Source organism: Micromonospora sp. NPDC049366 (genome assembly GCF_044466625.1).
In the GTDB taxonomy this organism is placed as follows: Bacteria; Actinomycetota; Actinomycetes; order Mycobacteriales; family Micromonosporaceae; genus Micromonospora.
The window spans coordinates 378,075-402,664 of sequence record NZ_JBITMV010000002.1; the positions used below are offsets into that span (position 1 = coordinate 378,075).

Here is a 24,590-nt window from a genome sequence, read left to right on the forward strand (position 1 = left end):
GCGTGTCCACGCAACCACGGATCCACGGCGCGGTCGACGAGGGCTTCGGCCCGGTCGCCGACGTCTTCCGCGACAACTTCGTCACCCGGGCGGAGGTGGGTGCCGCGGTCGTCCTGTACGTCGGCGGCCGCAAGGTCGTCGACCTGCACGGCGGGGTCGCCGACTCCCGCTCCGGCCGACCCTGGACGGCACAGACCCCCGCGGTCGTCTTCTCCTGCACCAAGGGCATCCTCGCCGTCTGCGCGTACCTGCTGGTGCAGCGGGGCGAGCTGGACCTCGACGCGCCGGTGACCCGCTACTGGCCCGCGTTCGGCCGGCACGGCAAGGACGAGATCCCGGTCCGGTGGCTGTTCACCCACCAGTCCGGGCTGCCCGCGCTGGACCGCGGGCTGAGCAGGGAGGAGGTCCTGTCCTGGGAGACGGTCGTCGAGGCGATCGAGGACCAGACGCCGCTGTGGCGCCCGGGAACGGCCCACAGCTACCACGCCATGACGTACGGCTGGCTGGTCGGCGAGATCATCCACCGGATCACCGGCCAACTGCCCGGGCGGTTCTTCGCCGACGCCCTCGCCCGGCCGTTGGGTCTGCGGACCTGGATCGGGCTTCCCGTCACCGAGCGGGACGCGGTCGCCTGGACCCTCGCGCCGCCGGCGTCCGCGACCGCCGACCTCGACCCGGTCGCCGAGCGTGGCCTCACCATGGGCGGTGCCTTCGCCTTCCCGGCGGACGAGGACGGGCTGGTCAGCTTCAACGACTCGAGGATCCAGGCCGCCGGGATCCCCGGCGCCGGCGCGGTCAGCACGGCCGACGGCCTGGCCCGCCTGTACGCCGCCTGCGTGTCCGAGGTCGACGGTCCGCGCCTGCTCACCCCCGAGTCGGTCGGCGACGCGACGACGGTCCGAGCCCGCGGCCAGCAGCGGTACGGCCCGCCGGACACCGGGCAGCGCTGGGGGACCGGGTTCCTACTGCACTCGGCACCGGCCCGGCCCCTGCTCGGCGAGCGCAGCTTCGGGCACGACGGCGCCGGCGGGCACCTGGCCTTCGGCGACGACGAGCACCAGGTCGGCTTCGCCTACGTCGTGAACCAGATGGGCGACGCCGACGACCAGCGCGCCAACCGGCTGACCGCCGCCGTGCGGGCCTGCCTCGGCGTGTGACCCGTTCCCCCACAACAGAAGGGATGGAGGCGCATGAACCTCCGAACGAGAGTGGTCGCCCTGCTCGCCGGCACCATGGTGCTGACCTCGGCCGGGATCGCGTACGCCGGTGAGCCGGACACCGCCGGCGACGAGATCCGCGGCATCACCCCCATCACCCAGGTCTACACCTACGGCCAGCAGGTGTCGGCCGTCGCCATCGAGTACGGCGCCACCGTCAACCCCCGCACCCTCGACACCGACACCTTCTCGGTCACGGACACCGTCTACAACTTCCGCTTCAACCCCATCGAGGACCTGCCCAGGACGGCGGAGCGGACGATCAGCCGCGTCTACACCAACGACGAGCCCTCGACCCGCGCCGACCGGCAGGCGGTCCGCGGCCGGTACGTGATCGTCGAGCTCGACCCGGCCGACGGGAAGGGCAACACCGTCATCGTCTCCAAGTGCCCGACCTTCCTGTGCACGGTGAAGGTCAACCCGGAGCTGCCCACCCGGGTCGTCCAGCGCAAGGACGTGCACGGCCAGCCCGGCAACGGCAACGGGCGCGGACCGGTGCTCGCGAAGGCGACGCCGAAGCAGTCCCGCCCGATGACCGAGAAGCCGGTCAACCTGCTGGTCGACGACTTCCGCTACGGCTCGTTCCTCAGCGGCGGCATGGTCCTGCCGTACCACTACCACCTGCCGAAGAACATCCAGCCGGGACGGACGTACCCGCTGATGGTGGTTTTGCCCGGCCACGGCATGGGCTGGGACGGCGACAACACCGGCGTGCAGATCGCGGCGGACATCCCGGCCACCGCGTGGCTACAGAAGTCGTGGACCGGAACCGACGAGGACGTCATCGTCCTGGCGCCGCAGAACCAGCGGGTCGGCGCCGCCGCCGAGGCCGACCTCCTGAACAAGCTGATCGACCAGTTCGTGAAGGACCACCCGGTCGACCGCGGCCGGGTCTACGGCACCACGGTCTCCTACGGCTCCCAGCTGCTGTGGCAGTCGATGGCGACGCGGCCGGACCTCTGGACCGCCGGTCTGGTCACCGGCGGGTTCCAGGTCACCGCCGCGCAGGCGACCGCGATCGCCGCCGCCGAGATCCCGGTCTGGATCACCCACGGTGTCAACGACCACCTGCTCAACATCTCGCTGGGCCGCAACTCGCGCGCCGCGCTGGAGAACGCGTACGCGGCGGCGGGCCGGACGCCGCAGCAGATCGCCGAGCTGGTGCGGTACACCGAGTACGGCAACGAGGCGTTCAGCCAGCCCGACTACCACGCCGCCTACGGCCCGACCTATGAGGACGGCGCGATCCTGCGCTGGCTGCTCGACCGACGCTGACCCGGTCGGTGGCGGAACGGGCCGTGTCGGGCTTCCCGGCACGGCCCGTCGTCGACCCGGGCGTCGTTTCTGTCCAAGACGGGAGCGGGGTCCGGTTCCTAGCATGGCTGCGCACCCACCACACGGGCGTGCGTCGCCGTGCCGGTCACGCGCCGCCCGGACGAACCTCGTCGCCCGACCATGAGGAGAGAACAACCGATGCGTGATCTGGTCTACACCGGGTTCATGTCGCTCGACGGCGTGCTGGACTCGCCGGGCGGAGGGCCGGGCGAGGACCACCGCAGCGGCGGTTGGGTGGTCAAGGACATCGAGTTCGTGCCCGAGGCCTTCTCGCTCAAGGGCGAGGAGTTGGCGGAGACCACGGCGCTGATGTTCGGCCGCCGCAGCTACGAGACGTTCGCGCCCCTGTGGCGCGAGTCGGCGGACCACGCCGTCTACAAGGACCTGCCGAAGTACGTGGTGTCGAGCAGCCTGTCCGAGGACGCCCTCGTGGACGGCTGGGGACCGACGACGATCCTGCGCTCGACCGACGACGTCACCGCGCTCAAGAAGAGCGAGGGCGGCGCCGTCTTCATCCACGGAAGCGCGGAGCTCGCCCGACGCCTGGCGGACGCGAGTCTGATCGACCGCTACCACCTGCTCGTCTTCCCGGTGCTGCTGGGCGCCGGGAAGGGCCTGTTCAGCGACGCCGACCGGGACAAGCAGGTGCTGCGCCTGCGGGATTCCGCCGCGTACGCCAACGGCATCGTCAAACTGATCTACGACGTCGTCGACTGACTCAGGTCGAGGCCGATCGCGCCGCCGGTGCCCGCGCGCAGCTGCCGGGCCGTACGCCCGACGTACCGCTGCAACGCGCGGGCCAGGTGCGGCTCGTCGAAGTACGCGAGCCGGGAGACCACCTCGGTGACCGGGGTGCCCCCCGCCAGCAGCCCCGACGCCTCGCGGACGCGTTCGATCTGTCGGACGGCGCCCCGGGTGAGGCCCGTCGCCGCCCGGAACCGACGCTCGACGGTGCGCGTCGAGACGTCCGGGTCGTGACCCCGGCGGACGTCGCCGACCAGCGGGTCCCGCACCACGGTGCCGGCGCGGACGAGCCGGTCGACCAGGGCCTCGGCGTCGTCGAGGCCGGGCGTCTCCCATCGGACACCGTCGAGCAGGAAGGTGCGGCGCGTGGCGTCGGGGAGCACCGCGCCGCCGTCGACCAGCGTCGGCGTGGGAACGGCCCGCAGCGACGTGCCGACGGCGAACTCGATTCCGACGAAGGTCGCGCCCTCCGGCACCGGCGCGGTGCCGGTCCTGGTCTCGGGGCCGGTGATGGTCGCGTAGGCCCGGCCCTCGCGTTGCCAGAACACCAGGCCCCAGCATGCGGTCGCGACGGAGGTCATCTCCGTGACCCGCTCGCTCGCGCAGGTCCAGACGGCGTCGACCCAGGCCGAGTCGGACGCGCGCGTCGTGAACCGCAGCCCCACGGCAGGAGGATAACCAGTCCCGGGTCGCGCGGGTGACCCGCCGACATCGAGGTGCCCGACGCGGCCGGGCGAACGATCAGGGACGTTCTGCCGTTGAGACCGATGAGTTCTCACCGCAGAGGGAGTCAACACGGTCATGACGAACACGCGCACCCTCCAGACCACCGACGCCGACATCGTGTACGACGTGCACGGCCCGCTGCCCACCGCCGACGGACGCCCGCCCCTGTTCATGATCGGCCAGCCGATGGACGCCAGTGGCTTCACGGCGCTGGTCCCGCACTTCCCGGACCGCACGGTCATCACCTACGACCCGCGAGGACTCGGGCGCAGCACCCGCCGGGACGGCCGGGTCGACCACGATCCCACGGTCCAGGCGGCCGACCTGCACGCCGTGATCGAGGAGCTGGGCGCCGGCCCGGTCGAGATGTTCGCCAGCAGTGGTGGCGCGGTGACCGCGCTGACGCTGGTGGCGACCCATCCGTACGACGTGACCACCCTCGTGGCCCACGAGCCGCCACTGATCGCGGTGCTTCCCGACGCGGCGGCCGCCGAGCGGGCCACCGCCGGCGTCCGCGAGGCGTACGAGGCGAAGGGGTGGGGCGCGGGTATGGCGACCTTCATCACCATGACCTCCTGGCAGGGCGAGTTCACCGACGAGTACTTCGCCCAGCCCGCGCCGGATCCCGCCCAGTTCGGCATGCCGACCGAGGACGACGGCTCCCGGGACGACCCGTTGCTGTCGGACCGGTCCTCGGCCGTGATCAACTACCGCCCGGACATGGCGGCGCTGGCCGCCGCGCCGACCCGCGTCGTGATCGCCGTCGGTGCGGAGTCCACGGGCATCCTCACCGACCGCACCTCGCGGGTCCTCGCCGAGCTTCTCGGCCAGCAGGCGACCGTGTTCCCCAGCCACCACGGTGGCTTCCTCGGCCCCGAGTCCGGCTACCCGGGCCAGCCCGAGGCCTTCGCCGGCAAGCTGCGCGACGTCCTGGCCGGCGACTGACGGACGACGGGAGGGGGGCGGGCGTCGCGGCGGTCACCCGGGGGGACCGCCGCCGGACGACTCGGCGTGGGCCCGCTCCCCGTCCTGGTCGAACATGGTGAGGATCTCCACCGGCCCGCCGAGCGCGCCGATGGAGTGCGGGATCATCGTGGAGAACTCGGCGGCCTCGCCCACGCCGACCGTCATCCGCCGCTCGCCGAGGTGCAGCAGCGCGGTGCCGGCGAGCACGGTGAACCACTCGCGTCCCGGGTGAACGGCCAGGTGCCCGGGCCCGGTGCGCCGCTCGGGCGTGATCCGCATCTTGGCCACCAGGCGGCCGCCGTGCCGCGTCTCGTCGCGTGAGAGCACCCAGGTGGTGAGGCCGGCCTCCTGGTGGCGCACCGGCCGGATGATCACGTCGGCGTCGTCGACGGGCTCCACCAGCTGGTCGATCGTGGTGTCGAGGGCCCGGGCGAGCCCGACGAGCTGGTCGAGGTCGATCCGCCGGTGACCCGTCTCGATCCGGCTGAGCGTCGACGGGCTGATGCGGCACCGGGCGGCGAGGGCGTCGAGGCTCCAGCCCCGCGCCTGCCGCAGCCCGCGGATGCGTTGGCGGACGACGTCCGACAGTTCGGCCTGGGACACGACCCGATGCTAGGCAGGATCTTGCGAAAACCGCAACAACCCTTGCCGTACGGGGATGACGCGTTACCGTCGAGCCGCAGCGACGGACGGTCGCCGCGGGGATGGCACGGCGACGGTCGGCAGGAGTCGGGAGTCATGGGCATGCGTCACGACCAGCACGGAGCCGAGCAGGCGGCGCACGCCGCGTTCGGCCCGCAGTGGTGGGAGCAGCACTACCGTGGCCACGCGGGCGGGCACGCATCGCCGAGTCCGCAGCTGGTGGCCGAGGTCGGCGACCTGCCCGCCGGCACGGCGCTCGACGCTGGCTGCGGCCGTGGAGCCGACGCCCTCTGGCTGGCCCGCCACGGCTGGCAGGTGACCGCCGTCGACGTCTCGCCGACGGCCGTCGACGAGGCCCGGGCGCGCGCCGAGCGCGACGCACCCGACCTCGCGTCCCGCGTCCGCTGGGTCGTGGCCGACCTGACCGACTGGCGGCCGCCGCAGCGGTACGACCTGGTGGTCAGCCAGTACGTCCACCCCACGGTGCCGTTCGACGCGTTCGTCGCCCGGCTCGCCCAGGCCGTCGCCCCGGGTGGGACGCTCCTGGTCGTCGGGCACGACCACGCCGACGAGCACTCGGCGGCGCACGCGCCCGGGCCGGCCTCGATCGACCTCGACGTCGTGAGCCGGTGCCTGGCCGGAGGGCCGTGGCGTATCGACGTGGCGGAGTCCCGGAGCCGCCACGTCGGGACCGGCCCGACCCGGACGACCCTGCGCGACATGGTCGTCCGGGCCCGTCGCCGGCCGACGGAGTGACGCCTCGCGCGGAGCGTTCGGCCGCGACGCACCCCGGGTTCGACGGCCGGTAACCCGCTGGCGCTCTCCGACGGGCATGCTCCACCGGTGCCGTGGAGCGGGGGTCGCAGACGCGACGCGCGGGGGGCGAGTCGGCAGCAAAAGTTGATTCATTCCAAAAGAGCGGACTATGCTCGCCGGGTGACGTCCGACTTCGAGACTCAGCTTCGGGCGGTCTCGTTGCGGGTGACCCGGCCTCGGTTGGCGGTGCTCGCCGCGCTGCGCGACCGGCCGCACGCGGACACCGACACGGTGATCGCGATGGTGCGGGCGCACCACCCCACGGTGTCCCACCAGGCGGTGTACAACGTGCTGCGGGCGCTGACCGACGCCGGTCTGGTGCGGCGCATCCAACCCGCCGGCGGAACGGCCCGGTACGAGTCCCGGGTGGGGGACAATCACCATCACATCGTCTGCCGCTCCTGCGGCACGATCGCCGACGTCGACTGCGCCGTCGGCGAGGCCCCCTGTCTCACCGCCTCCGACGACCACGGCTTCGTGGTCGACGAGGCGGAGGTCGTCTACTGGGGCACCTGCCCCGACTGCGCGACCGCACGCACGTCCCAGTGATCCACCAGTTCGGAAGGAAGTAGATGAGCGACACCCAGGACAACGCCCCCGCCAGCGCGCAGGGCGTTGACAAGAAGGCGGCGGCCGGCTGCCCGGTCGCGCACGACTCGGTGACCGCGCACGGCAGCGAGAGCGAGAACCCGGCGATCGACTCGCCGACGCCGAAGACCGGTGGTCGCCCGCGCACAAACCGGGACTGGTGGCCCAACCAGCTCGACCTGTCGGTGCTGCACGCCAACTCCCCGAAGGGCAACCCGCTCGGAGCGAACTTCAGCTACGCCAAGGAGTTCGCGAAGCTCGACGTCGAGGCGCTCAAGCGGGACATCACCGAGGTCCTCACCACGTCGCAGGACTGGTGGCCGGCCGACTTCGGCCACTACGGCGGTCTGATGATCCGGATGAGCTGGCACGCCGCCGGCACCTACCGCATCCAGGACGGCCGCGGCGGCGCCGGTGACGGTGGCCAGCGGTTCGCCCCGCTCAACAGCTGGCCGGACAACGCCAACCTCGACAAGGCCCGCCGCCTGCTCTGGCCGGTCAAGGCCAAGTACGGCCAGAAGATCTCCTGGGCCGACCTGCTCGTGCTCGCCGGCAACGTCGCCCTGGAGTCGATGGGCTTCAAGACTTTCGGCTTCGGCTTCGGCCGCGAGGACGTCTGGGAGCCGGAGGAGATCTTCTGGGGTCCGGAGGACACCTGGCTCGGCGACGAGCGCTACGTCTCCGAGAAGGAGATGTCCGAGGGTGTCGGCTCGACCGAGATGGGTCTCATCTACGTCAACCCGGAGGGCCCCCGCGGCAACGCGGACCCGGCCGCGGCGGCGTACTTCATCCGTGAGACCTTCGGCCGGATGGCGATGAACGACGAGGAGACCGTCGCCCTCATCGCCGGTGGTCACACCTTCGGCAAGGCCCACGGCGCGGGCGTCGCCGACGACCACGTCGGCCCCGAGCCGGAGGGCGCGCCGCTGGAGGCGCAGGGCCTCGGCTGGCTCAGCACCCACGGCAGCGGCAAGGGCCCGGACACGATCACCAGCGGTCTCGAGGTGACCTGGACCGACGTGCCGACCCAGTGGAGCAACCGCTTCTTCGAGATCCTCTTCGGCTACGAGTGGGAGCTCACCACCAGCCCGGGCGGCGCGAAGCAGTGGGTGGCGAAGGACGCTCCGGAGATCATCCCGGACCCGTTCGACCCGTCGAAGAAGTACAAGCCGACGATGCTCACCACCGACCTGTCGCTGCGCGTCGACCCGGCGTACGAGAAGATCTCCCGCCGCTTCCTGGAGAACCCGGACGAGTTCGCGCTGGCGTTCGCCAAGGCCTGGTACAAGCTGCTGCACCGCGACATGGGCCCGGTCAGCCGCTACCTCGGCCCGTGGGTCGCCGAGCCCCAGCTGTGGCAGGACCCGGTGCCGGCGGTGGACCACGAGCTCGTCGGTGACGCCGACATCGCCGCCCTCAAGGCCAAGGTGCTGGAGTCCGGCCTCACGACCGCTCAGCTGATCTCCACCGCCTGGGCCTCCGCCGCCAGCTTCCGGTCCACCGACAAGCGCGGTGGCGCCAACGGCGCCCGGATCCGCCTGGAGCCGCAGCGCAACTGGGAGGTCAACCAGCCCGAGCAGCTCGCCACGGTGCTGGAGACCCTGGAGGGCATCCAGCGGGAGTTCAACGCCGCCGGCACCGCGAAGATCTCGATCGCGGACCTGATCGTGCTGGCCGGCTCGGCCGCGGTCGAGAAGGCGGCCCGGGACGCCGGTGTCGAGGTGACCGTCCCGTTCCACCCCGGTCGCACCGACGCCACCCAGGAGCAGACCGACGCCGACTCCTTCAAGGTCCTCGAGCCGCGTGCCGACGGCTTCCGCAACTACCTGCGCGCGGGTGAGAAGACCCAGCCGGAGGTGCTGCTCGTCGACCGGGCCTACATGCTCAACCTGACCGCGCCCGAGATGACCGTCCTCATCGGCGGTCTGCGGGCCCTCGGGAACAACGTCGGCGGCACCTCGCACGGCGTGCTCACCGACCGGCCCGGCGTGCTCACCAACGACTTCTTCACCAACCTGCTCTCCCCGGGCACCCGGTGGAAGGCGTCGGAGTCCGAGGAGCACGTGTACGAGATCCGGGACCTGTCCACCGACGAGGTGAAGTGGACCGCCACCGCGGTCGACCTCATCTTCGGCTCGAACTCGCAGCTGCGGGCCCTCGCCGAGGTCTACGCCAGCGAGGACGCGCGCGAGAAGTTCGTCGCCGACTTCGTGGCGGCCTGGACGAAGGTCATGGAGCTGGACCGGTTCGACCTCGCCTGACCAACACCTGCGCCAACCGGCGGGCCCCGGTCGATCGACGATCGACCGGGGCCCGCCCGTCTGAGCGGACCCGCCGAAAACCCGACCGGTCCGCCGCCAGGCGCGCCGGAGTCGCCCGGTGCCGGATCAGGACATGGCGTAAACCCGCCACCGCTGAGCCACTTTCGTTGGCATCTGCCGTTGCTAGGGTCCTCGGCAATCCATCGACGGTGTACATGAGGTGTCGCCTTGCCAATGTCACGGCTTCCTGTGCGAAAACTGCTCGCGGTGCTCGCCGCCCAGTCGGTACTGCTCTTCCAGCCCGCTGTCGCGTCCGCGGCCCCTGCCGAGCCGGCGCCGCCCACATCGCCGGCCGCCGCACCCGCCCCGGGCGGAACCCTTCCCACCGTCACCCTGATCACGGGTGACAAGGTCAGCGCCACCAAGGCGGCCGACGGCGGGCTGAACGCCCAGGTGCGCGACGCCGAGGGCCGGCTGGTCGGATTCACCTCGCAGCGCGTGGGCGGGGACACCTACGTCTACCCGGACGGCACCCTGCCGTACGTGGCCGCCGGGCTGCTCGACAAGCGGCTGTTCAACCTCAGCGAGTTGCTGGCGGACGGTTACGACGACGCGCACCGCGACCGGCTTCCGGTCATCGTCACCTACACCGACCCGGCGGCGGCGCGGAAGAAGACCCCGGCGCCCGAGGGCGCCCGGGCGGTGCGTGCCCTGGACAGCATTCAGGGCATGGCGCTGGACGCGGACCGCTCCGGCGCCCTCTGGTCCTCGCTCACCGGGGGTGCCGACGCGAGCGCCCGCACCGCCGGCAAGCGGCTCTCCCTCGGCGGCGGCATCGCGAAGGTGTGGTTGGACGGCAAGGTCGAGGCCACGATGGCGGACAGCACCGCGCAGATCGGCGCTCCCGAGGTCTGGAAGTCCGGCAACACCGGCCAGGGCGTCGACGTCGCCGTCCTCGACAGCGGTATCGACACCGGCCACCCGGATTTCGCCGGCCAGTTGGCCGCGACCGAGTCCTTCGTGCCCGATGAGACGGTGCGGGATGGTCTGGGTCACGGCACGCACGTCGCCTCCACCATCGCCGGCACCGGCGCCGCCTCCGGCGGCAAGGAGCGGGGCGTCGCCCCGGGCGCGCGGCTGCACATCGGCAAGGTCCTCAATGACAACGACTCCGGTCAGGAATCGTGGATCATCAGCGGGATGGAGTGGGCGGTCCGCGACCAGAAGGCCCGGATCGTCAACATGAGCCTCGGCGCCGACCCCAGCGACGGCACCGACCCGATGAGTGTCGCCGTCAACGAACTCAGCGCGGAGACCGGCGCGCTGTTCGTGATCGCCGCCGGAAACAAGGGCCCCAACCCGTACACCGTGGGCGCCCCCGGCGCGGCGGACGCGGCGCTGACCGTCGGCGCGGTGGACGGCGACGACAAGCTGGCCGAATTCTCCAGCCAGGGCCCGCGGGTCGGCGACAAGGCCCTCAAGCCCGACCTCACCGCACCCGGCGTCGGCATCCTGGCCGCCCGCTCCCAGTACTCCGTCGGCGAGGGCCTCTACCGGTACGGCGACGGCACCTCGATGGCGACCCCGCACGTCGCGGGCGCCGCCGCGCTGCTGGCCGCCGAGCACCCGGAACTCACCGGGCAACAGCTCAAGGAAGCGCTGGTCAGCACCACCCGGGCGATGCCGCACCTCGGCCCGTTCGCCGGTGGCAGCGGTCGGCTGGACGTGGCCGCGGCCACCACCGCCACCGTCTTCACCAGCGGCGGCGCCGACTTCGGCTACCCGCAGTGGCCGACCGCGCCCGAGGGCCCGGTGGCACGGGAGGTCCGCTTCACGAACATCGGCGACAGCCCGGTCACCCTCGACCTCGCCGTCACCCTCGACGGCGGCCCGGCGGACCTCGTCACCCCGTCGGCCCGGCAGATCACCGTCCCGGCGCACGGCAGCGTCCCCGTGACCCTGACCACCGACTTCGACCGGGTGCCGGCCGACCGCCTCACCTCGGGCTTCCTGACCGCGACCGACGCCGCCGGCGCGGTCCGCACCCGCACCGCCGTCGCCGTCGGCAAGGAAGGCGTCCGCCACCGCCTGACCCTGAAGGCCACCGACCGTGCCGGTCGGCCGACCGGCGGGGAGCTCGTCGTGCTCGGCGAGGAGGGCGTCGTCGCGGCGCAGGACCTCGACGCCACCGGCACCGTGGAGTTCCGACTGCCGGTGGGGACGTACGCGGCGTGGTTGAAGACTGACCTGGAGGGCGCGAACGGGCCGCACAGCCGTGGCCTCGGCCTGCTGCCGATCCCCGAGATCACGCTCGACCGGGACCGGACCGCCGTCTTCGACGCCGCCAAGGCCCGCCGGGTCACCGTCGCCACCCCGCAGCCGTCTACCCTGGACGGCGCCAAGGTCGAGCTGGTCCGCGACCTCGGCAGCGGTCCCTGGGTCGCCGGTTGGTACCTCGGTCCCGAGTACGACAGCGTCTGGATCCTGCCCACCGGCCAGAAGGTCACCAAGGGTAGCTTCGCCGTCGCCACCCGCTGGCGCATGAACCAGCCGGCGCTGACCCTGTCCGCCGACGGCCACGGCTACGACGACCTGCGGGTGCGGCTCGCCGAGACCCCGCTGCCGCGCGGCAAGCACCACCTCGACGCGGTCTTCGCCGACTCCGGAAGCGGCGACCGCTTCGCGGCGCTGGACGCGCGTGGCAAAGCCGTGGTGGTCCGCCGCAACGACGGCGTTCCGCTGGCGGAGCAGGCCGAGGCCGCGGCGGCCGCCGGCGCGCGTCTGCTGATCGTCGTCAACGACGGCGTCGGGCGGCTCACGCCGTGGCCCGGCTCCATCTGGGTCCCGGCCGACCCGCCGCCGGTGACGGTGGCCACCCTCACCCGCGACGAGGGCGAAGGGCTGATCACCCGGATCCGGAACGAGCGGCGGGTCCGGCTCGACGTCACCTCCCAGCCCGAGCCCGAGTACAGCTACGAGTTGATCCGCGACTACGACGGCGCGGTGCCGGCCGACCTCACCTACCGGGTCTCCCAGCGAGACCTCGCCCGGATCGACGTCTCCCTCCGCAACTGGCGGCCCGGCCGGGCACTGGAGACGCGCGGCGTTGACGGCTCGACGGGGCAGATGACCCTCGACCCCGCGGAGGTGCCGGCGCGCGGCGAGCGCACCGAGTGGTTCACCGGCGACCGGACGTGGACCACGACGGTCGCCATCCCGGACGAGCAGGAGCAGCGGGCGGCACCGACCCCGTACCGGGCCGGTGCGGTGTACGAGGAGCGCTGGTTCGGGCCGGTGCAACGGCCTCGCCTGCTCACCCCGTACCCCGTCTACCGTCAGGGCAACGGCATTCGTGCCACGATCCCGGGTTGGGGTGACTCGGGTGCCGCCCACGAGGGCTACGCCGGGTGGGGCGGTGTCACCGACAACAGACTGAAGCTCTACCAGGGTGACCGGCTGGTCGCCGAGACGAACCGGTACGAGCCGATGCTCTCCGTCAACTCGCTCAATGCGCTCAGCCCGGAGCCGCTGCCGTACCGGCTGGTGGCGGAGAACCGGCGTGACGGCTGGGTCGGGCCGTACTCCACCGAAACCCGGACGGAGTGGGGCTTCACCTGCGGCGAACCGGGCCCGGGCGTGGTGTGGAACCCGTCGCTGATCCAGTTCGACTACGCGGTCGACACCGACGTCGACGGCAAGGCGAAGCGCAAGGCCGACCTCACCGTCACCCCGCTGCACCTGCCGATGGCGACCGAGGCGTCCGCCATCCGCACGGTGACGCTCGACGTCTCCTACGACGACGGCGCCACCTGGCAGCACGCCAAGCTGCAGCGCGACGGCGACGGTTGGCGGACCCGGCTCGACGCCCCGCGCGGCGCGGGGTTCGTCACCCTGCGGGCCACCGCCCGGGACGACCGGGGCAACAGCGTCGACCAGCGGATCACCCGGGCCTTCGGCCTCCGGTGACCGTCGGGGGCGGAGCCGCCGCGCGCGGCTCCGCCCCCGCGGCGCGCCCGGTGTCGGCATGGTCAGAACGAGAAGATCTGGAACGTGTCCACCGTCCGGAAGCCCACGCGCTGGTAGACCGGCTCGGCGATCGGGGTGGCGGCGAGGGCGGCGGTCGCAGCGCCCCGCTCGCGGGCCAGGCGGAGGGCGGCCCCTGTCATCGCCGCGCCGATGCCCCGCCGGCGATGCTCGGGTTGGGTGCCGATGTAGTGGAGCGTGACCGAGCCGTGGCTGAACCAGGCGACGGCGGTGCCGACGATCTGGCCGTCGTCGAGGCGGCCGGCCAGCCGGACCAGGGTGCCGTCGAAGGACCGTTCCCGGGCGATGGTCGCCGGCACCCCGGCCGGCGGGATACCGGACACCCGGGAGTAGGCCGTGACGAATTCGTCCAGGTCGGTGGCCTCGGCGATGTGCAGACCGGCCGGGATCGGGGCGGCGGCGGCCTGGTCAACCGGGAGCACCATGAACGACAGGGTGATGGCGGGCACGGCGCCGAGGGCGACCACGGCGTCGGCGGTGCCGGCGTCGCTGTCCGGGCCGACCCACCAGACTCTTGGGACGCCGTCGAGGCGGCGGCGTGCCTCGGCGAACGCCTCCGCCGGGTCCCGCCCGACGAGGCGCAGGACGCCGTTGAGCGGCGCGTGCGGCACCTCGCTACGGTACGTGATCAGGTCCGGGTCGCCGGTCTCCCCGACGTTCCAGCCGAGGAAGTAGGCCCGGTGTGCGGCGAGCAGGGCGGCGATCGACTCCACACCTTGATCGTATTGAGGTCGCCTCCGTTACCCAAAGTGATACAGGACTCGTGGCCGCCGCTGAAACCGGCGGCCCTTCCTGCGTCTGAAGGTGGGCGCGGTCGTGCGGTGACGACAGAGTCGGCCCGCGGCTCGGTGAGCCGTGCTCCCGGCCGGGGTTCGTGTCCGCGTCGTCGGTCGTAATCCGCGTCACCCCGGCCGCCTCTCGCCGAGCCGGCGCCGTGGCGTGCCGGGCACGATGGGCGCCGAGCCCGGCCTCCGCAGCGTCGCGGAGTGCCGGCCCCCCTGCCGGGCGGCGACGCCCTGACGTGCGGAGACACCACCATGAGCGCCACCGAGGTCCGACCCGCGCGGCCACCCGTACCGAACGCACGCCGTCCGGTCGGAGCGGCGCTGTTCGCGCTGGCGATCGGCGGGTTCGGCATCGGCACCACCGAGTTCGCCACCATGGGCCTGCTGCCGCAGATGGCCGACGACCTGCGGGTGTCCATCCCGGTGATGGGGCACGGCATTACCGCGTACGCGCTCGGCGTCGTCGTCGGCGCGCCGGTCATCGCGGCGCTCGCGGCCCGGGTGCCGCGGCGCGGGCTGCTGCTCGCGCTCATGCTCGCCTTCGTGGTGGGCAACACCCTCACCGCGTTCGCGCCGGGCATCTGGTCGCTGGTCGGCGCCCGGTTCCTGACCGGTCTGCCGCACGGCGCCTACTTCGGCATCGCCTCCGTCGTGGCGGCCGGGCTCGTCCCGCCCGACCGCAAGGGCCGCGCGGTGGGGCGGGTGATGGTCGGCCTGAGTGTCGCCAACATCGGCGGCGTGCCGCTGGTCACGCTCGCCGGGCAGTTGTTCGGCTGGCGCGTCTCGTACGCCCTGGTGGCCGGGATCGGCGTGGTGACGATCCTCGCCGTTCGACGCTGGGTGCCGCCCGTGGCCGCCGCGGACGGGGCCAGCATCGGCCGGGAGTTGGGCGCGTTCCGTCGGGTCCACGTCTGGATCGCGCTGCTCACCGGCACCGTCGGCTTCGGCGGCATGTTCGCCGTCTACAGCTACGTCGCGCCGACCCTCACCGACGTCGCGGGGATGCCGGCCTGGGCGGTGCCGTGGGTGCTCGCCGTCTTCGGCCTCGGTATGACCGTCGGTGCGCTACTCGGTGGGCTGTTGGCGGACCGGTCGGCGCTGCGCACGCTCATCGGCTCGCTCGTCGCCATGGCCGTGGTGCTGTCGCTGTACGCGCTCACCGCCTCGACGCCGTTCGCCGCCGTGCTACTCATCTTCTCGATCGGACTGGTGTGCCAGGTGCTCGGCGCCAGCCTCACCATCCGGCTCATGGAGGCGTCACCGGACGCGCCCGCGCTGGCGGCGTCGTCGAACCACTCCGCGCTCAACCTGGCCAACGCGATCGGCGCGTGGTTGGGCGGCGTCGTGATCGCCGGTGGCCACGGCTACCTGGCGACGGCGTGGGTCGGCGCGGTGCTGTCGGTCGCCGGGCTGCTCTTCGTGGGTGGCTCGGTACTGGTGCCGCGCCTGACGCGCCCTGCCGCACGGTGACCGGCGGTCCCACTGCGCCCGCCCACGACCCGCTCGCCCGTGACCACCGATATGTGACTCCGATCACTTTCGCTGAACCTTCACCTGCTGAGCACGTCCGGGACACCCGGAATTCTCTCGTGCTCAGCAAGGAGAAAGATGCGGTCAGTTCGTACGTTGTCGGCGCTGGCGGTGCTGGTGCTGGGCGTCTCGGGGGTGGCCACCGGCGGCTCGCCGGCGTCGGCGCAGCCCCCGGGCGCGAAGCCGACCCCCACACCATCGGTCGCGCCGAAGGCCCGGACGGTCACCCTGCTCACCGGCGACACCGTCCACGTCAACACGGTCGACGGCCAGACGACGGTCGACGTCGTGCCGGGCAAGGGGCGGGAACGCATTCCGTTCATCACCCACAGCGCCGGCGAGGACGTGCGGGTCATCCCCGCCGACGCCGTCGGCCTGCTCAACCGGGGCAAGCTGGACCAGCGGCTCTTCGACATCTCGACGCTGGTCGACTTCGGCTACGACGACAGCCGGGCCACCCTGCCGCTGCTCGTGCAGCACCACGGCACCCCCGCCGGCCTCGCCGGCGCCCGGGTCACCCGGGACCTCGACGGGCTCAGCGCGGTCGCGCAGAGCCGCGCGGACGCGGTGTCGTTCTGGAACACCGTCACCTCCGCCGCCGGCGCCGAGCGGCGGCTGCGGGACGGATTCGACAAGATCTGGCTGGACGGGCTGCGTCGCCCCACCCTCGATGTCAGCGTGCCGCTGACCGGGGCGCCGACGGCGTGGCAGGCCGGGTGGACCGGGGCGGGGGTGAAGGTCGGCGTGGTCGACACCGGCGTCGACCAGACCCACCCGGACCTGGCCGACCGGGTCGCCGCCGCGGAGAACTTCACCGCCGACCCGGACGCCGCCGATCGGGTCGGCCACGGCACCCACGTCGCCTCCACCATCGCCGGCACCGCCGCCGCCTCGCAGGGCCGCTACCGGGGCATGGCACCCGACGCGAACCTTTACAGCGCCAAGGTCTGCACCGTCGAGGGGTGCCCGGAGTCGGCGGTCCTGGCCGGCATGACCTGGGTCGCGCAGCAGGGCGTCAAGGTCGCCAACATGAGCCTCGGCGGCACCGACACCCCGGAGACCGACCCGATCGAGGCGGCGCTCACCGACCTCACCCACCGCTACGGCGTGCTCTTCGTCGTCGCGGCCGGCAACAGCGGCCAGGACGGCGAGTCCACCATCGCCTCACCGGGCAGCGTGTCCGAGGCGCTGACCGTCGGCGCCGTCACCAAGACGGGCGAGCTGGCCGAGTTCTCCGGACGTGGCCCGCGTACGGGCGACGCCGGCATCAAGCCCGACGTCACCGCGCCCGGCGTCGGCATCCTGGCCGCCCGCAGCTCGGCGTCCGACCTGTGGCCGGACGACGCGAACCCGCAGTACACCAACATGAACGGCACCTCGATGGCCACGCCGCACGTGGCCGGCGCGGCGGCGATCCTGAGCCAGCAGCACCCGGACTGGACGCCGGAGCGGATCAAGTCCACGCTGATGGCGGCCGCGAAGCCGAGCGCCACGATCGGTGTCTACGAGCAGGGCGCGGGCTTCCTCGACGTCGCCCGGGCGATCGGTCAGACCGTCACGGCCAACCCGGTCAGCGTCGCCTTCGAGCGGACCTCGTCCGCGCAGACCCGCACGGTCACGTACGCGAACAGCGGCTCCACCCCGGTCACCCTGGCCCTCTCGCTCACGGCCAAGGACGCCGACGGCGCTCCGGCACCGGCCGGCCTGTTCGGCCTCAGCGCCTCCTCGGTGACCGTCCCGGCCGGCGGCACGGCCACCGTGACCGTCACGGTGCGGGCCGGCACCGACCTGCCCGACCACTACTTCGGCGGTCAGGTGACCGCCACCGGCGGCGGTACGCAGGTGCAGACCCCGGTGGCGCTGGACATCGCCCGCCGTCAGCTGAGCCTCAAGCTCGTCGGGCCCGACGGCGGCGCGCCCACGCCCGACCAGGGCTGGGTGACCGTGCTGACCGACCTGGACCGGCAGACCCTGCTGGTGCTCGGCGACCCGTCCGCTACCACCTACCGGATCCGCGCGGGCCGCTACCTGGTCCAGACCTACCTGCAGCGCGGCGACCCGAACTTCCCGCAGATCACCTCGCTGGTGCGGCCGACCCTCGACCTGACCCGGGACCAGGCCCTCACCATGGACGCCCGCCTGGCGAAGCCGATCGCGGTGTCGGTGCCGAACCCGAAGGCCACGGCGGTGTTCCAGGAGTCCGGCTGGACCATCCGGACCGAGCAGCCGCAGATCTGGGGCAGCAACGACCCGTACGGCGTGCTGATGAACATCCCCTTCGACCACGTGCGGACCGCGCAGGTCGGGGCCGGCAAGACCCCCGGCTTCGTCTCGTACGTGCACGGCATGTGGGGCCAGGTGGCCCAGGACGGCAGCCTGCACAACAGCCCGTACGTCTACCGGGTCTACCTGTACGAGCCGGAGAAGATGATGACCGGGTTGACCCGCGAACTGCGCGCGGGCGACTTCGCCACGGTCCGCTCCCAGATCAGCGCGGACGTGGCCGGCGTGCCGGTGTCGCGGACGGCGGTCGCGCACGCGCCCGGCAACTCGCCGGTCTACCGCGACGAGCGCGTGATCCCGCCGAGCTTCACCTACGACGCGCCGAGCACGATCACCGAGTACTACAACCAGGACAAGAAGGCGGTGTGGCAGTCGACCTCCGCCCAGCAGGGGTACACGTACTACGAGTCGCCGTGGACCAGCTTCAAGCCCGGGCGCACGTACACGGTGAAGTGGGCCAACGCGGTGGCCGGGCCGGTCTTCCCGGAGCCGAACTTCGGCCAGCAGTACGCCACCCGCTACTGGGGCGACACGATCGGCGGGCCGGGGCCGCTGCACGGCGACGGCGCCGGGCACATGGGCTTCCGGCACGTCATCGGCGGAAGTGTGCAGGTGAACCTCTACCGCAACGGGGTCAAGATCGGCGACGCGAACCAGGCGCCCTGGACGTGGAACGTGCCCGCGGCGAAGGGTGACTACCGGCTGGCCGCGACCTTCCGCAGCGACCCGGCGTTCACCCTGTCGACCGTGGTCGACGCGGAGTGGACCTTCACGTCCGCCCACGTCGCCGACGGGAAGCTGGTCAAGCTGCCGATGACGGCGATCCGGTACACCCCGGAGCTCGACATCGACAACCGGGCTCCGGCCGGCAAGCTGTTCGCGATCCCGCTGTCGCTCGACCGTCAGGTCGGCGCGGAGCAGGGCCGGACCAAGTCGCTGACCGTCGAGGCGTCCTTCGACGACGGCAAGACCTGGCACGAGTTGCCCGTTAAGCGCACCGGTGAGAAGGCGGTCGCCCAGGTGCACAACCCGTCCGGCAGCGGCTTCGTGTCGCTGCGCGCCACCGCGGCGGACACCGGCGGCAACACGGTCAAGCAGACCATCATCCGCGCCTACCGGTACTGACGGAGCCCCGGACGCGGCACCCGACGGGTGCCGCGTCCGGGTCACCGGTGCCCGGGCGACCGGTCGCGGAGCTGGAGGTCGTGGACCCGGTCGACGGCGGCGTCGCGTTCGGACTCGTCGTCGTGCTCCTCGCCGAGCTCCACGGCGTAGGCGCGCAGCAGATCGTGCATCCGCCACCGGCCGTCCCCGGGCTGAACCAGCAGGTGGGCCGCGAGTTCGGCGAGCAGGCCCCGCGCGGAACGCACGGACCGGCCACCCAGGGCGGCCGCCGCCTCCGCGCTCAGCTCCGCCTCCGGAGACAGGGGCAACAGCCGGAACAGCCGGGCCGCCTCGGGAGTCAGGGCCCGGTACGACCAGGAGAAGATGGTCTTCAGGTCGGCGTGGACGTCCCCGAAGCCGGTCAACCGGCCGTCGGCCTCGGCCAACTCACCGGCGACGGACCGCAGGCTGAGCCCGGGCCGGCCGACGCTGCGGGTGGCGACCAGCGCCAGGGCCAGCGGCAACCGGCCGCACCGCGCGATGATCTCGTCGACGGCGGCGGGGTCGGCGGCCGCCGCGTCTCCGAGCCGGCGCGCGAACAGCTCGCGGGCCTCGGCGTCGCTGAGCGGGTCGAGGTGCAGCGGGTACGCCCCGGCCGGGCCGGCGACGCCGGTGATCCGGCGGCGGCTGGTGGCGATGACGAGACTGCGACCGGTGCCGGGCAGCAGATGCCGGATCTGGTCCCAGTCCCGGCAGTTGTCGAGCAGGACCAGCATCCGCCGCTCGGCCAGGATGGTGCGGTAGAGGCCGGCCTGGGCGTGCAGCTCGGCCGGGATGGCCGTCGGTGCGACGCCGAGGGACCACAGGAAACCGCGCAACGCCTCCGCCGGAGTCATCACCGAGTCGCCGGCGTCGAAGCCTCGCAGGTCCGCGTGCAACTGGCCGTCGGGATAGCGGGCGGCCAGCCGGTGCGCCAGGTGCACCGCGAAGGTGGTCTTGCCGACCCCCGGCATGCCGTCGATGACCAGCGCGGTGGGCCGTCGGTCGCCGGCCACCAGCTCCCGCACGGCGGCGAGTTCCGCGCGCCGACCGGCGAAGTAGGGGTGGTCGGCGGGTAGCTGGGCCGGCGGTTCGACCGGCCCCGGCGCTGACGGCCTCCGCGCCACGGCGTGCCGCGCCCCGCAGTCGTCCGGCGAGACGTGCCGACCGCGCAGGCGCTCCCGGGCCGCGCGCAGCTCGACGCCCGGTTGGATGCCGAGCTCCTCGGCGAGCCGGAGCTCCACATCGGCGTACGCCGCGAGGGCCTCGGCGCGGCGTCCGTCGGCCGCGAGGGCGAGCAGCAGCCGCGCCTGGAGCGCCTCGTCCAGCGGCTCCTGCTCGGCGGCGAGCCGGAGCGCGGGTAGCACCGCGGAGACGTGGCCGGCCCGCAGGGCGACATCGGTCGCCACCCGGACCACCGTCGACCGCTCGCCGTCGACCGCGACGAACTCCGGATGCACCCGGCCGTTCACGTGCAGCCCCGAGGCGCACCGGCCGCGCCACAGCGCGAGCGCGTCCCGGTAGAGCTCGACGGCCGCCCCGCCGGCGGCACCGCCGGCCCGGGCGACCAGGCGTCGGAAACGGAGCAGGTCCAGCGATTCCGGCTCGATCCGGATCCGGTACTCGGCGCCGTCGCGGACGAGCACCGAGCCCTCGGCCCGCGTCGGCAGCCCCGGTTCGAAGCGTCTGCGGAGCATCCCGATGTGGCGGTGCACGACGTTGACCGCGCTGGGTGGGGGAGCGGACTCCCAGAGCAGGTCGACGAGTTCGGCGACGCTGACGGCGCCACCGGCCCGGGCGAGCAGCAACGCCACGATCAGCCGCTGCTGCCGGGTGCCCAGGTCGATCTCGGATCCGCCGCGCCACGCCCGGACCGGGCCGAGGACGGCGAAGGAGAGCGGGTCGGTCATCGTGCCGCGATCCGTCCGGGCCTTGTTGCCACGTCGCCGAAGCCTGGCAGGGCCCGCGCCGTGCGCCGGTCGCGCGTCGCGGCACTGTGAACTACGACTCAGCGCCGGCTCTGTCAGCCGGGTTGGAGAGCGGCCTGATCAGGCCGCTTCGAGGCCGGTGCGCAGGGCCCGCAGCGCGTAGTGGGTCCGGGACTTCACCGTGCCGATCGGGACGCCCAACCGGCCCGCGACCTCTTCCGGTGACCGTCCGACCAGGTAGACCTCGGAGAGCAGACTGCGCTGTGACGGGCTCAGCCGGCCGAGCGCACGCCGGATGGCGTGCGACGCCAGGGCGGTTCCGGTGGTGTCGTCACCGCCGGGAATCCAGCTCATGTCGACGAGATGGACCTCGGCCGGTCGCCCGTGTCGCAGCCGGACGCCGTCGATGACGAGCCGCCGGGCGACGGTGAGCAGCCATCGGCGGGCGGCGTCGGGCTCGGTCGGCACCGAGTCGAGGTGCCGCCAGGCCCGCAGCATCGTCTCCTGGAGCAGGTCCTCGGCGGTCTGCCGCTGGCCGTGCGTCAGGACGAGCAGGAATCGCAGCACGGCACGCGCGTGCTCGATGTGCAGCGCGGTCAGGCGCTCGGCCGGGCCGGCCGGTGGTTCGTCGGGTGCCAGCGGCACGGCATCTCCCCCACACGCAGGAGCAACGGTGACTGCGGTAGGAGCCTAAGGACGATCGACGCGAATGGACTGACGCCGAAGTGCGGATCGAGTGCCGTCGCCGTCCGTGATCCGCCGTGGACCCGAGGTGACCGCCGCGAGCAGGCCGGCCAGCCGCCGGCCGGTGCGGGACTGCGGGTACGGGATGAGCGCCAGCGCCTCCTGCCACGCCCGCACCGCGGCCTCCTGGTCACCGACGGTGGCGAGAGCGTCGCCGAGCAGCGCCAGCACCTCCGCGGCCGGCGCCGACGCCGAGGCCTCCTGGTAGGCCACGGCCGCCGCACGCCAGCAGTCGATCGTCCTGCCGGTGTCGCCCCGGAGGGAGTACACCCGGCCGCGCACCTCCCACGCCTCGGCGACGCCCAGCCGGTAGCGCGCCGCGCGCGACAGGGCCATCGCCTGCTCGGCGCAGCGCATCGCCTCATCCTCCCGGCCCAGTTCGGCGTTGCTCCCGGCCAGAATCACCAAGACGTCCGCGAGGAGCTTGTCGTCGCCGGCCGCTCGGGCCGGGCCCAGCGCCGCGCGAAGCGCCCCGACGACCTCCTCGTGCCGCCCCAGGGCCTGCAGGATCATCGCCCGGTTGATCCCGGCCCGGGTCAGCTCGCCGTGCAGGCCGAGCCGGGCGAGCAGCTCCAGGGCCCGGTCGAGGTGCCCGATCGCGGTCTCCTGCTCGCCCCGGAAGTAGGCCGCGCCGGCCAGGCTGCGATGCATCCGGGCCTGCCCGACCAGGTCGCCACCCGCGCGGGCGGCTTCGAGGGCCACCTCGCCGGTCGTCGTCCAGTCGGCCCACCGGCCGCTGCGGTCGAAGAAGTGCTGCATGCCCAGGGCGAGTTGCCAGGCGTCGGTGTGCCGGCCCTGCCGGGCGGCCCGGCCGACGAGCGCGATCAGCACCTGCCGCTCGGCGGTGAACCAGCGCATGGCCTCGCCGTGGTCGGCGAAGCGCAACGGCGTCTCGCCCGCCCCCGGCTCGATCATCGGGTGGTCCTCCGAGGTCAGGAGCCGCCGGTGCGCCTGATAGCAGGTGGCCCGGTAGAACTGCAGGCACCGCAGCTCGGCGGCGGCACACTCGGCCGGGCTGTCGTACTCCTCGCCGAGCTCCCCGGCGTAGGCGAGCAGCAGGTCGTGGACGCGGTAGCGGCCCGGGGACTCCTCGCTCACCAGGTGCGCTCGGCTCAGCTCGCCGATCAGCGTGCGCGCGTTGCGCAGCTCGACACCGGCCAGGCCCGCGGCCGCGGCGATCGAGATGTCGGGGCCGGGATGGAGCGCCAACAGCCGGAAGAGTCGGGCGGCCGGGGCGGAGAGCGCGCGGTAGGACCAGGAGAAGACGGCACGCAGGCCGGTCTGCGGGTCGCCGCCGTCGAATCCGTCCAGGCTGCCGGGACTGTGCGCCAACTCGGCGGCGATCCGCGCCGGTGGCGTCCCTGGCAGGCTCGCCGCCCGGGCGGCCACCACGGCCAGCGCGAGCGGCAGCCGCCCGCAGCTGGCGATGATGGCGTCGATCGCGGCCGGATCCGCCGTGACGGCGTCAGCGCCGAGCGGCCCGAGCAGCGCCGTGCGGGCCTCGTCGAGGCTCGGCAGGCCGACCGGCAACGGGTGGGCGCCGGCCGCGGTCAGCAGGGTGCTGAGCCGGCTGCGGCTGGTGACGATCACCAGACAGCCGGGGTCACCCGGCAGCAGGTGCCGGATCTGTTCGGCGTCGCGGCAGTTGTCGAGCACGATCAGCAGGCGCCGGCCGGCGAGGCTGCTGCGGTACATGCCCGCCAGGGCGTGCAACTCGGCGGGAATGCCGTGCTGGGGCACCCCGAGCGAGCCGAGGAAGCCGCGCAGCGCCTCGGCCGGGCTCATCGCCGCGTCCCGCCCGTCGTATCCGCGCAGGTCGACGTAGAGCTGCCCGTCGGGGTAGTGGGCGGCGAACTCGTGCGCGAGGTGGACGGCGAGCGCGGTCTTGCCGATCCCGGGCATGCCGTCGATCGCGAGCACCGTGGGTCCGCCCGGGCGCGCGACCGCCGCGCGGGCCTGGGCGATGAGCTCGTCCCGGCCGCTGAAGAAGGGCAGGTCCGGCGGCAGCTGCGCGGGCCGGGGGAGCGGCGGCGTCTCCGCAGTACGCGCCGGCCCGGTGCGCTGGTGCAGCAGCCGGTCGTACGCCTCCCGCAGCTCCTCGCCCGGGTCGACGCCCAACTCGTCGGCGAGCCGGCGGCGCACCACCCGGTACGTCTCGACCGCTTCCGCCTGACGGCCGGCGGCGGCGAGCGCCAGCAGCAGCCGGCTCTGCAACGACTCGTCGAGCGGGTGCTGCTCGGCGGCCTGCCGCAACGGCACCAGCACCGCGCCCAGCCGCCCGCACCGCTCGGCGGCGTCGGCGGCCTGCCGTACGGCCTCGGCCCGTTCGCCCTCCACGGCGAGGAACGTCGGATGCGACCGGGAGGCGGGTTCCAGGCCCGCGGCGCACCGACCGCGCCACAACCGCAGCCCGTCGAGCGAGTGCCGCAACGCCGACTCCGGGTCGCCGTCCCGCAGGCTCTGGCCCGCCCGTCGGGACAACGCCCGAAACTCCAGCAGGTCGAGGGAGCGTTCGTCGGCGAGGAGACGGTATCCGGAGACGTCGCGGTGGAGGTACCGGCCCGCCGACCGGGTGGGCAGGCCGGGCTCGAACAGGCGGCGCAGCGCGCCGACGTGACGGTGCACGACGTTGGCGGCGCTGACCGGGGCGTCGGAGTCCCAGAGCAGGTCCACCAGCTCGTTCAGGGAGACGGGTGAACCGGCCCGGGCCAACAGCAGGGCGAGTACCAGGCGTTCCTGGCGGGCGCCCAGCCGCAGCTCGACGCCGGCGCGGACGACCCGGATCGAGCCGAGGACCGCGAAGCTGATCGTCTCGCCCGCCGCCCGCACGCCGGCAAC

The 24,590-nt window shown here is 73.2% G+C and carries 16 protein-coding genes; 10 read left to right on the top strand and 6 right to left on the bottom strand.

What is annotated here, in order from left to right; genetic code table 11:
* Positions 1 to 2: 2 nt before the first annotated feature.
* The 3 genes from ACIBTV_RS05240 (at position 3) to ACIBTV_RS05250 (ending at position 3,269) form a co-directional block, all read left to right on the top strand.
* A complete protein-coding gene (locus ACIBTV_RS05240; protein WP_396702588.1) occupies positions 3 to 1,157 on the top strand; it encodes a serine hydrolase domain-containing protein in 1,155 nt (384 codons plus the stop codon).
* 33 nt (positions 1,158 to 1,190) lie between these two features.
* The gene (locus ACIBTV_RS05245; protein WP_396702590.1) at positions 1,191 to 2,492 is read left to right on the top strand and encodes a hypothetical protein; all 1,302 of its coding nucleotides are present in this window, start codon (positions 1,191 to 1,193) and stop codon (positions 2,490 to 2,492) included.
* 198 nt (positions 2,493 to 2,690) lie between these two features.
* The gene (locus ACIBTV_RS05250) at positions 2,691 to 3,269 is read left to right on the top strand and encodes a dihydrofolate reductase family protein (protein ID WP_396702592.1); all 579 of its coding nucleotides are present in this window, start codon (positions 2,691 to 2,693) and stop codon (positions 3,267 to 3,269) included.
* On the opposite strand, the gene ACIBTV_RS05255 is transcribed toward ACIBTV_RS05250, so the two are convergent.
* Positions 3,251 to 3,961, bottom strand: coding sequence for a helix-turn-helix domain-containing protein (locus ACIBTV_RS05255; RefSeq protein ID WP_396702594.1), 711 nt, complete (start codon positions 3,959 to 3,961; stop codon positions 3,251 to 3,253). The genes ACIBTV_RS05250 and ACIBTV_RS05255 overlap by 19 nt on opposite strands.
* Positions 3,962 to 4,097: 136 nt before the next feature.
* Here ACIBTV_RS05255 and ACIBTV_RS05260 point away from each other — a divergent pair, with 136 nt between their 5' ends.
* Entirely contained in the window at positions 4,098 to 4,967 is an 870-nt protein-coding gene (locus ACIBTV_RS05260; RefSeq protein WP_396702596.1) for an alpha/beta fold hydrolase, read from the top strand.
* 33 nt (positions 4,968 to 5,000) lie between these two features.
* On the opposite strand, the gene ACIBTV_RS05265 is transcribed toward ACIBTV_RS05260, so the two are convergent.
* Positions 5,001 to 5,591: a helix-turn-helix domain-containing protein gene (locus tag ACIBTV_RS05265; protein WP_396702598.1), complete on the bottom strand. Its 591-nt coding sequence runs from the start codon at positions 5,589 to 5,591 to the stop codon at positions 5,001 to 5,003.
* Positions 5,592 to 5,726: 135 nt separating this feature from the next.
* Here ACIBTV_RS05265 and ACIBTV_RS05270 point away from each other — a divergent pair, with 135 nt between their 5' ends.
* From ACIBTV_RS05270 to ACIBTV_RS05285, 4 genes are all read left to right on the top strand, one after another.
* A complete protein-coding gene (locus ACIBTV_RS05270; protein WP_396702600.1) occupies positions 5,727 to 6,386 on the top strand; it encodes a class I SAM-dependent methyltransferase in 660 nt (219 codons plus the stop codon).
* A 180-nt stretch (positions 6,387 to 6,566) separates the two neighbouring features.
* Positions 6,567 to 6,995 carry a Fur family transcriptional regulator gene (locus ACIBTV_RS05275; protein ID WP_396702602.1) on the top strand — a complete coding sequence of 143 codons (429 nt, stop codon included), beginning with the start codon at positions 6,567 to 6,569 and terminating at the stop codon, positions 6,993 to 6,995.
* A 23-nt stretch (positions 6,996 to 7,018) separates the two neighbouring features.
* Positions 7,019 to 9,295 carry a catalase/peroxidase HPI gene (gene katG / locus ACIBTV_RS05280; protein ID WP_396702604.1) on the top strand — a complete coding sequence of 759 codons (2,277 nt, stop codon included), beginning with the start codon at positions 7,019 to 7,021 and terminating at the stop codon, positions 9,293 to 9,295.
* Between the two features lie 234 nt (positions 9,296 to 9,529).
* Positions 9,530 to 13,261 carry a S8 family serine peptidase gene (locus tag ACIBTV_RS05285; RefSeq protein WP_396702606.1) on the top strand — a complete coding sequence of 1,244 codons (3,732 nt, stop codon included), beginning with the start codon at positions 9,530 to 9,532 and terminating at the stop codon, positions 13,259 to 13,261.
* Between the two features lie 62 nt (positions 13,262 to 13,323).
* Here ACIBTV_RS05285 and ACIBTV_RS05290 read toward each other — a convergent pair whose 3' ends face one another.
* The gene (locus ACIBTV_RS05290) at positions 13,324 to 14,052 is read right to left on the bottom strand and encodes a GNAT family N-acetyltransferase (RefSeq protein WP_396702608.1); all 729 of its coding nucleotides are present in this window, start codon (positions 14,050 to 14,052) and stop codon (positions 13,324 to 13,326) included.
* A 324-nt stretch (positions 14,053 to 14,376) separates the two neighbouring features.
* Here ACIBTV_RS05290 and ACIBTV_RS05295 point away from each other — a divergent pair, with 324 nt between their 5' ends.
* Together ACIBTV_RS05295 and ACIBTV_RS05300 are read left to right on the top strand one after the other, a co-directional pair.
* Positions 14,377 to 15,594: an MFS transporter gene (locus tag ACIBTV_RS05295; RefSeq protein WP_396702610.1), complete on the top strand. Its 1,218-nt coding sequence runs from the start codon at positions 14,377 to 14,379 to the stop codon at positions 15,592 to 15,594.
* Positions 15,595 to 15,732: 138 nt separating this feature from the next.
* On the top strand, positions 15,733 to 19,062 hold the full coding sequence (locus tag ACIBTV_RS05300; protein WP_396702612.1) for a S8 family peptidase: 3,330 nt from the start codon (positions 15,733 to 15,735) through the stop codon (positions 19,060 to 19,062).
* A gap of 41 nt (positions 19,063 to 19,103) precedes the next feature.
* Here ACIBTV_RS05300 and ACIBTV_RS05305 read toward each other — a convergent pair whose 3' ends face one another.
* The 3 genes from ACIBTV_RS05305 to ACIBTV_RS05315 all read right to left on the bottom strand — a co-directional run bounded on the left by ACIBTV_RS05305 (position 19,104) and on the right by ACIBTV_RS05315 (position 24,581).
* Positions 19,104 to 20,990, bottom strand: a complete 1,887-nt coding sequence (locus tag ACIBTV_RS05305) for a BTAD domain-containing putative transcriptional regulator (protein ID WP_396702614.1) — start codon at positions 20,988 to 20,990, stop codon at positions 19,104 to 19,106.
* A gap of 138 nt (positions 20,991 to 21,128) precedes the next feature.
* Positions 21,129 to 21,653: a sigma-70 family RNA polymerase sigma factor gene (locus ACIBTV_RS05310; RefSeq protein ID WP_396702616.1), complete on the bottom strand. Its 525-nt coding sequence runs from the start codon at positions 21,651 to 21,653 to the stop codon at positions 21,129 to 21,131.
* Between the two features lie 45 nt (positions 21,654 to 21,698).
* The gene (locus ACIBTV_RS05315) at positions 21,699 to 24,581 is read right to left on the bottom strand and encodes an AfsR/SARP family transcriptional regulator (RefSeq protein ID WP_396702618.1); all 2,883 of its coding nucleotides are present in this window, start codon (positions 24,579 to 24,581) and stop codon (positions 21,699 to 21,701) included.
* Positions 24,582 to 24,590: the final 9 nt, after the last annotated feature.

Excerpts from the sequence above, each read along its gene's own strand:
- katG (WP_396702604.1), top strand. The coding sequence starts at position 7,019 with ATGAGCGACACCCAGGACAACGCCCCCGCCAGCGCGCAGGGCGTTGAC.
- ACIBTV_RS05245 (WP_396702590.1), top strand. The coding sequence starts at position 1,191 with ATGAACCTCCGAACGAGAGTGGTCGCCCTGCTCGCCGGCACCATGGTG.
- ACIBTV_RS05250 (WP_396702592.1), top strand. The coding sequence starts at position 2,691 with ATGCGTGATCTGGTCTACACCGGGTTCATGTCGCTCGACGGCGTGCTG.
- ACIBTV_RS05260 (WP_396702596.1), top strand. The coding sequence starts at position 4,098 with ATGACGAACACGCGCACCCTCCAGACCACCGACGCCGACATCGTGTAC.
- ACIBTV_RS05285 (WP_396702606.1), top strand. The coding sequence starts at position 9,530 with ATGTCACGGCTTCCTGTGCGAAAACTGCTCGCGGTGCTCGCCGCCCAG.
- ACIBTV_RS05295 (WP_396702610.1), top strand. The coding sequence starts at position 14,377 with ATGAGCGCCACCGAGGTCCGACCCGCGCGGCCACCCGTACCGAACGCA.
- ACIBTV_RS05270 (WP_396702600.1), top strand. The coding sequence starts at position 5,727 with ATGGGCATGCGTCACGACCAGCACGGAGCCGAGCAGGCGGCGCACGCC.
- ACIBTV_RS05305 (WP_396702614.1), bottom strand. The coding sequence starts at position 20,990 with ATGACCGACCCGCTCTCCTTCGCCGTCCTCGGCCCGGTCCGGGCGTGG.
- ACIBTV_RS05300 (WP_396702612.1), top strand. The coding sequence starts at position 15,733 with ATGCGGTCAGTTCGTACGTTGTCGGCGCTGGCGGTGCTGGTGCTGGGC.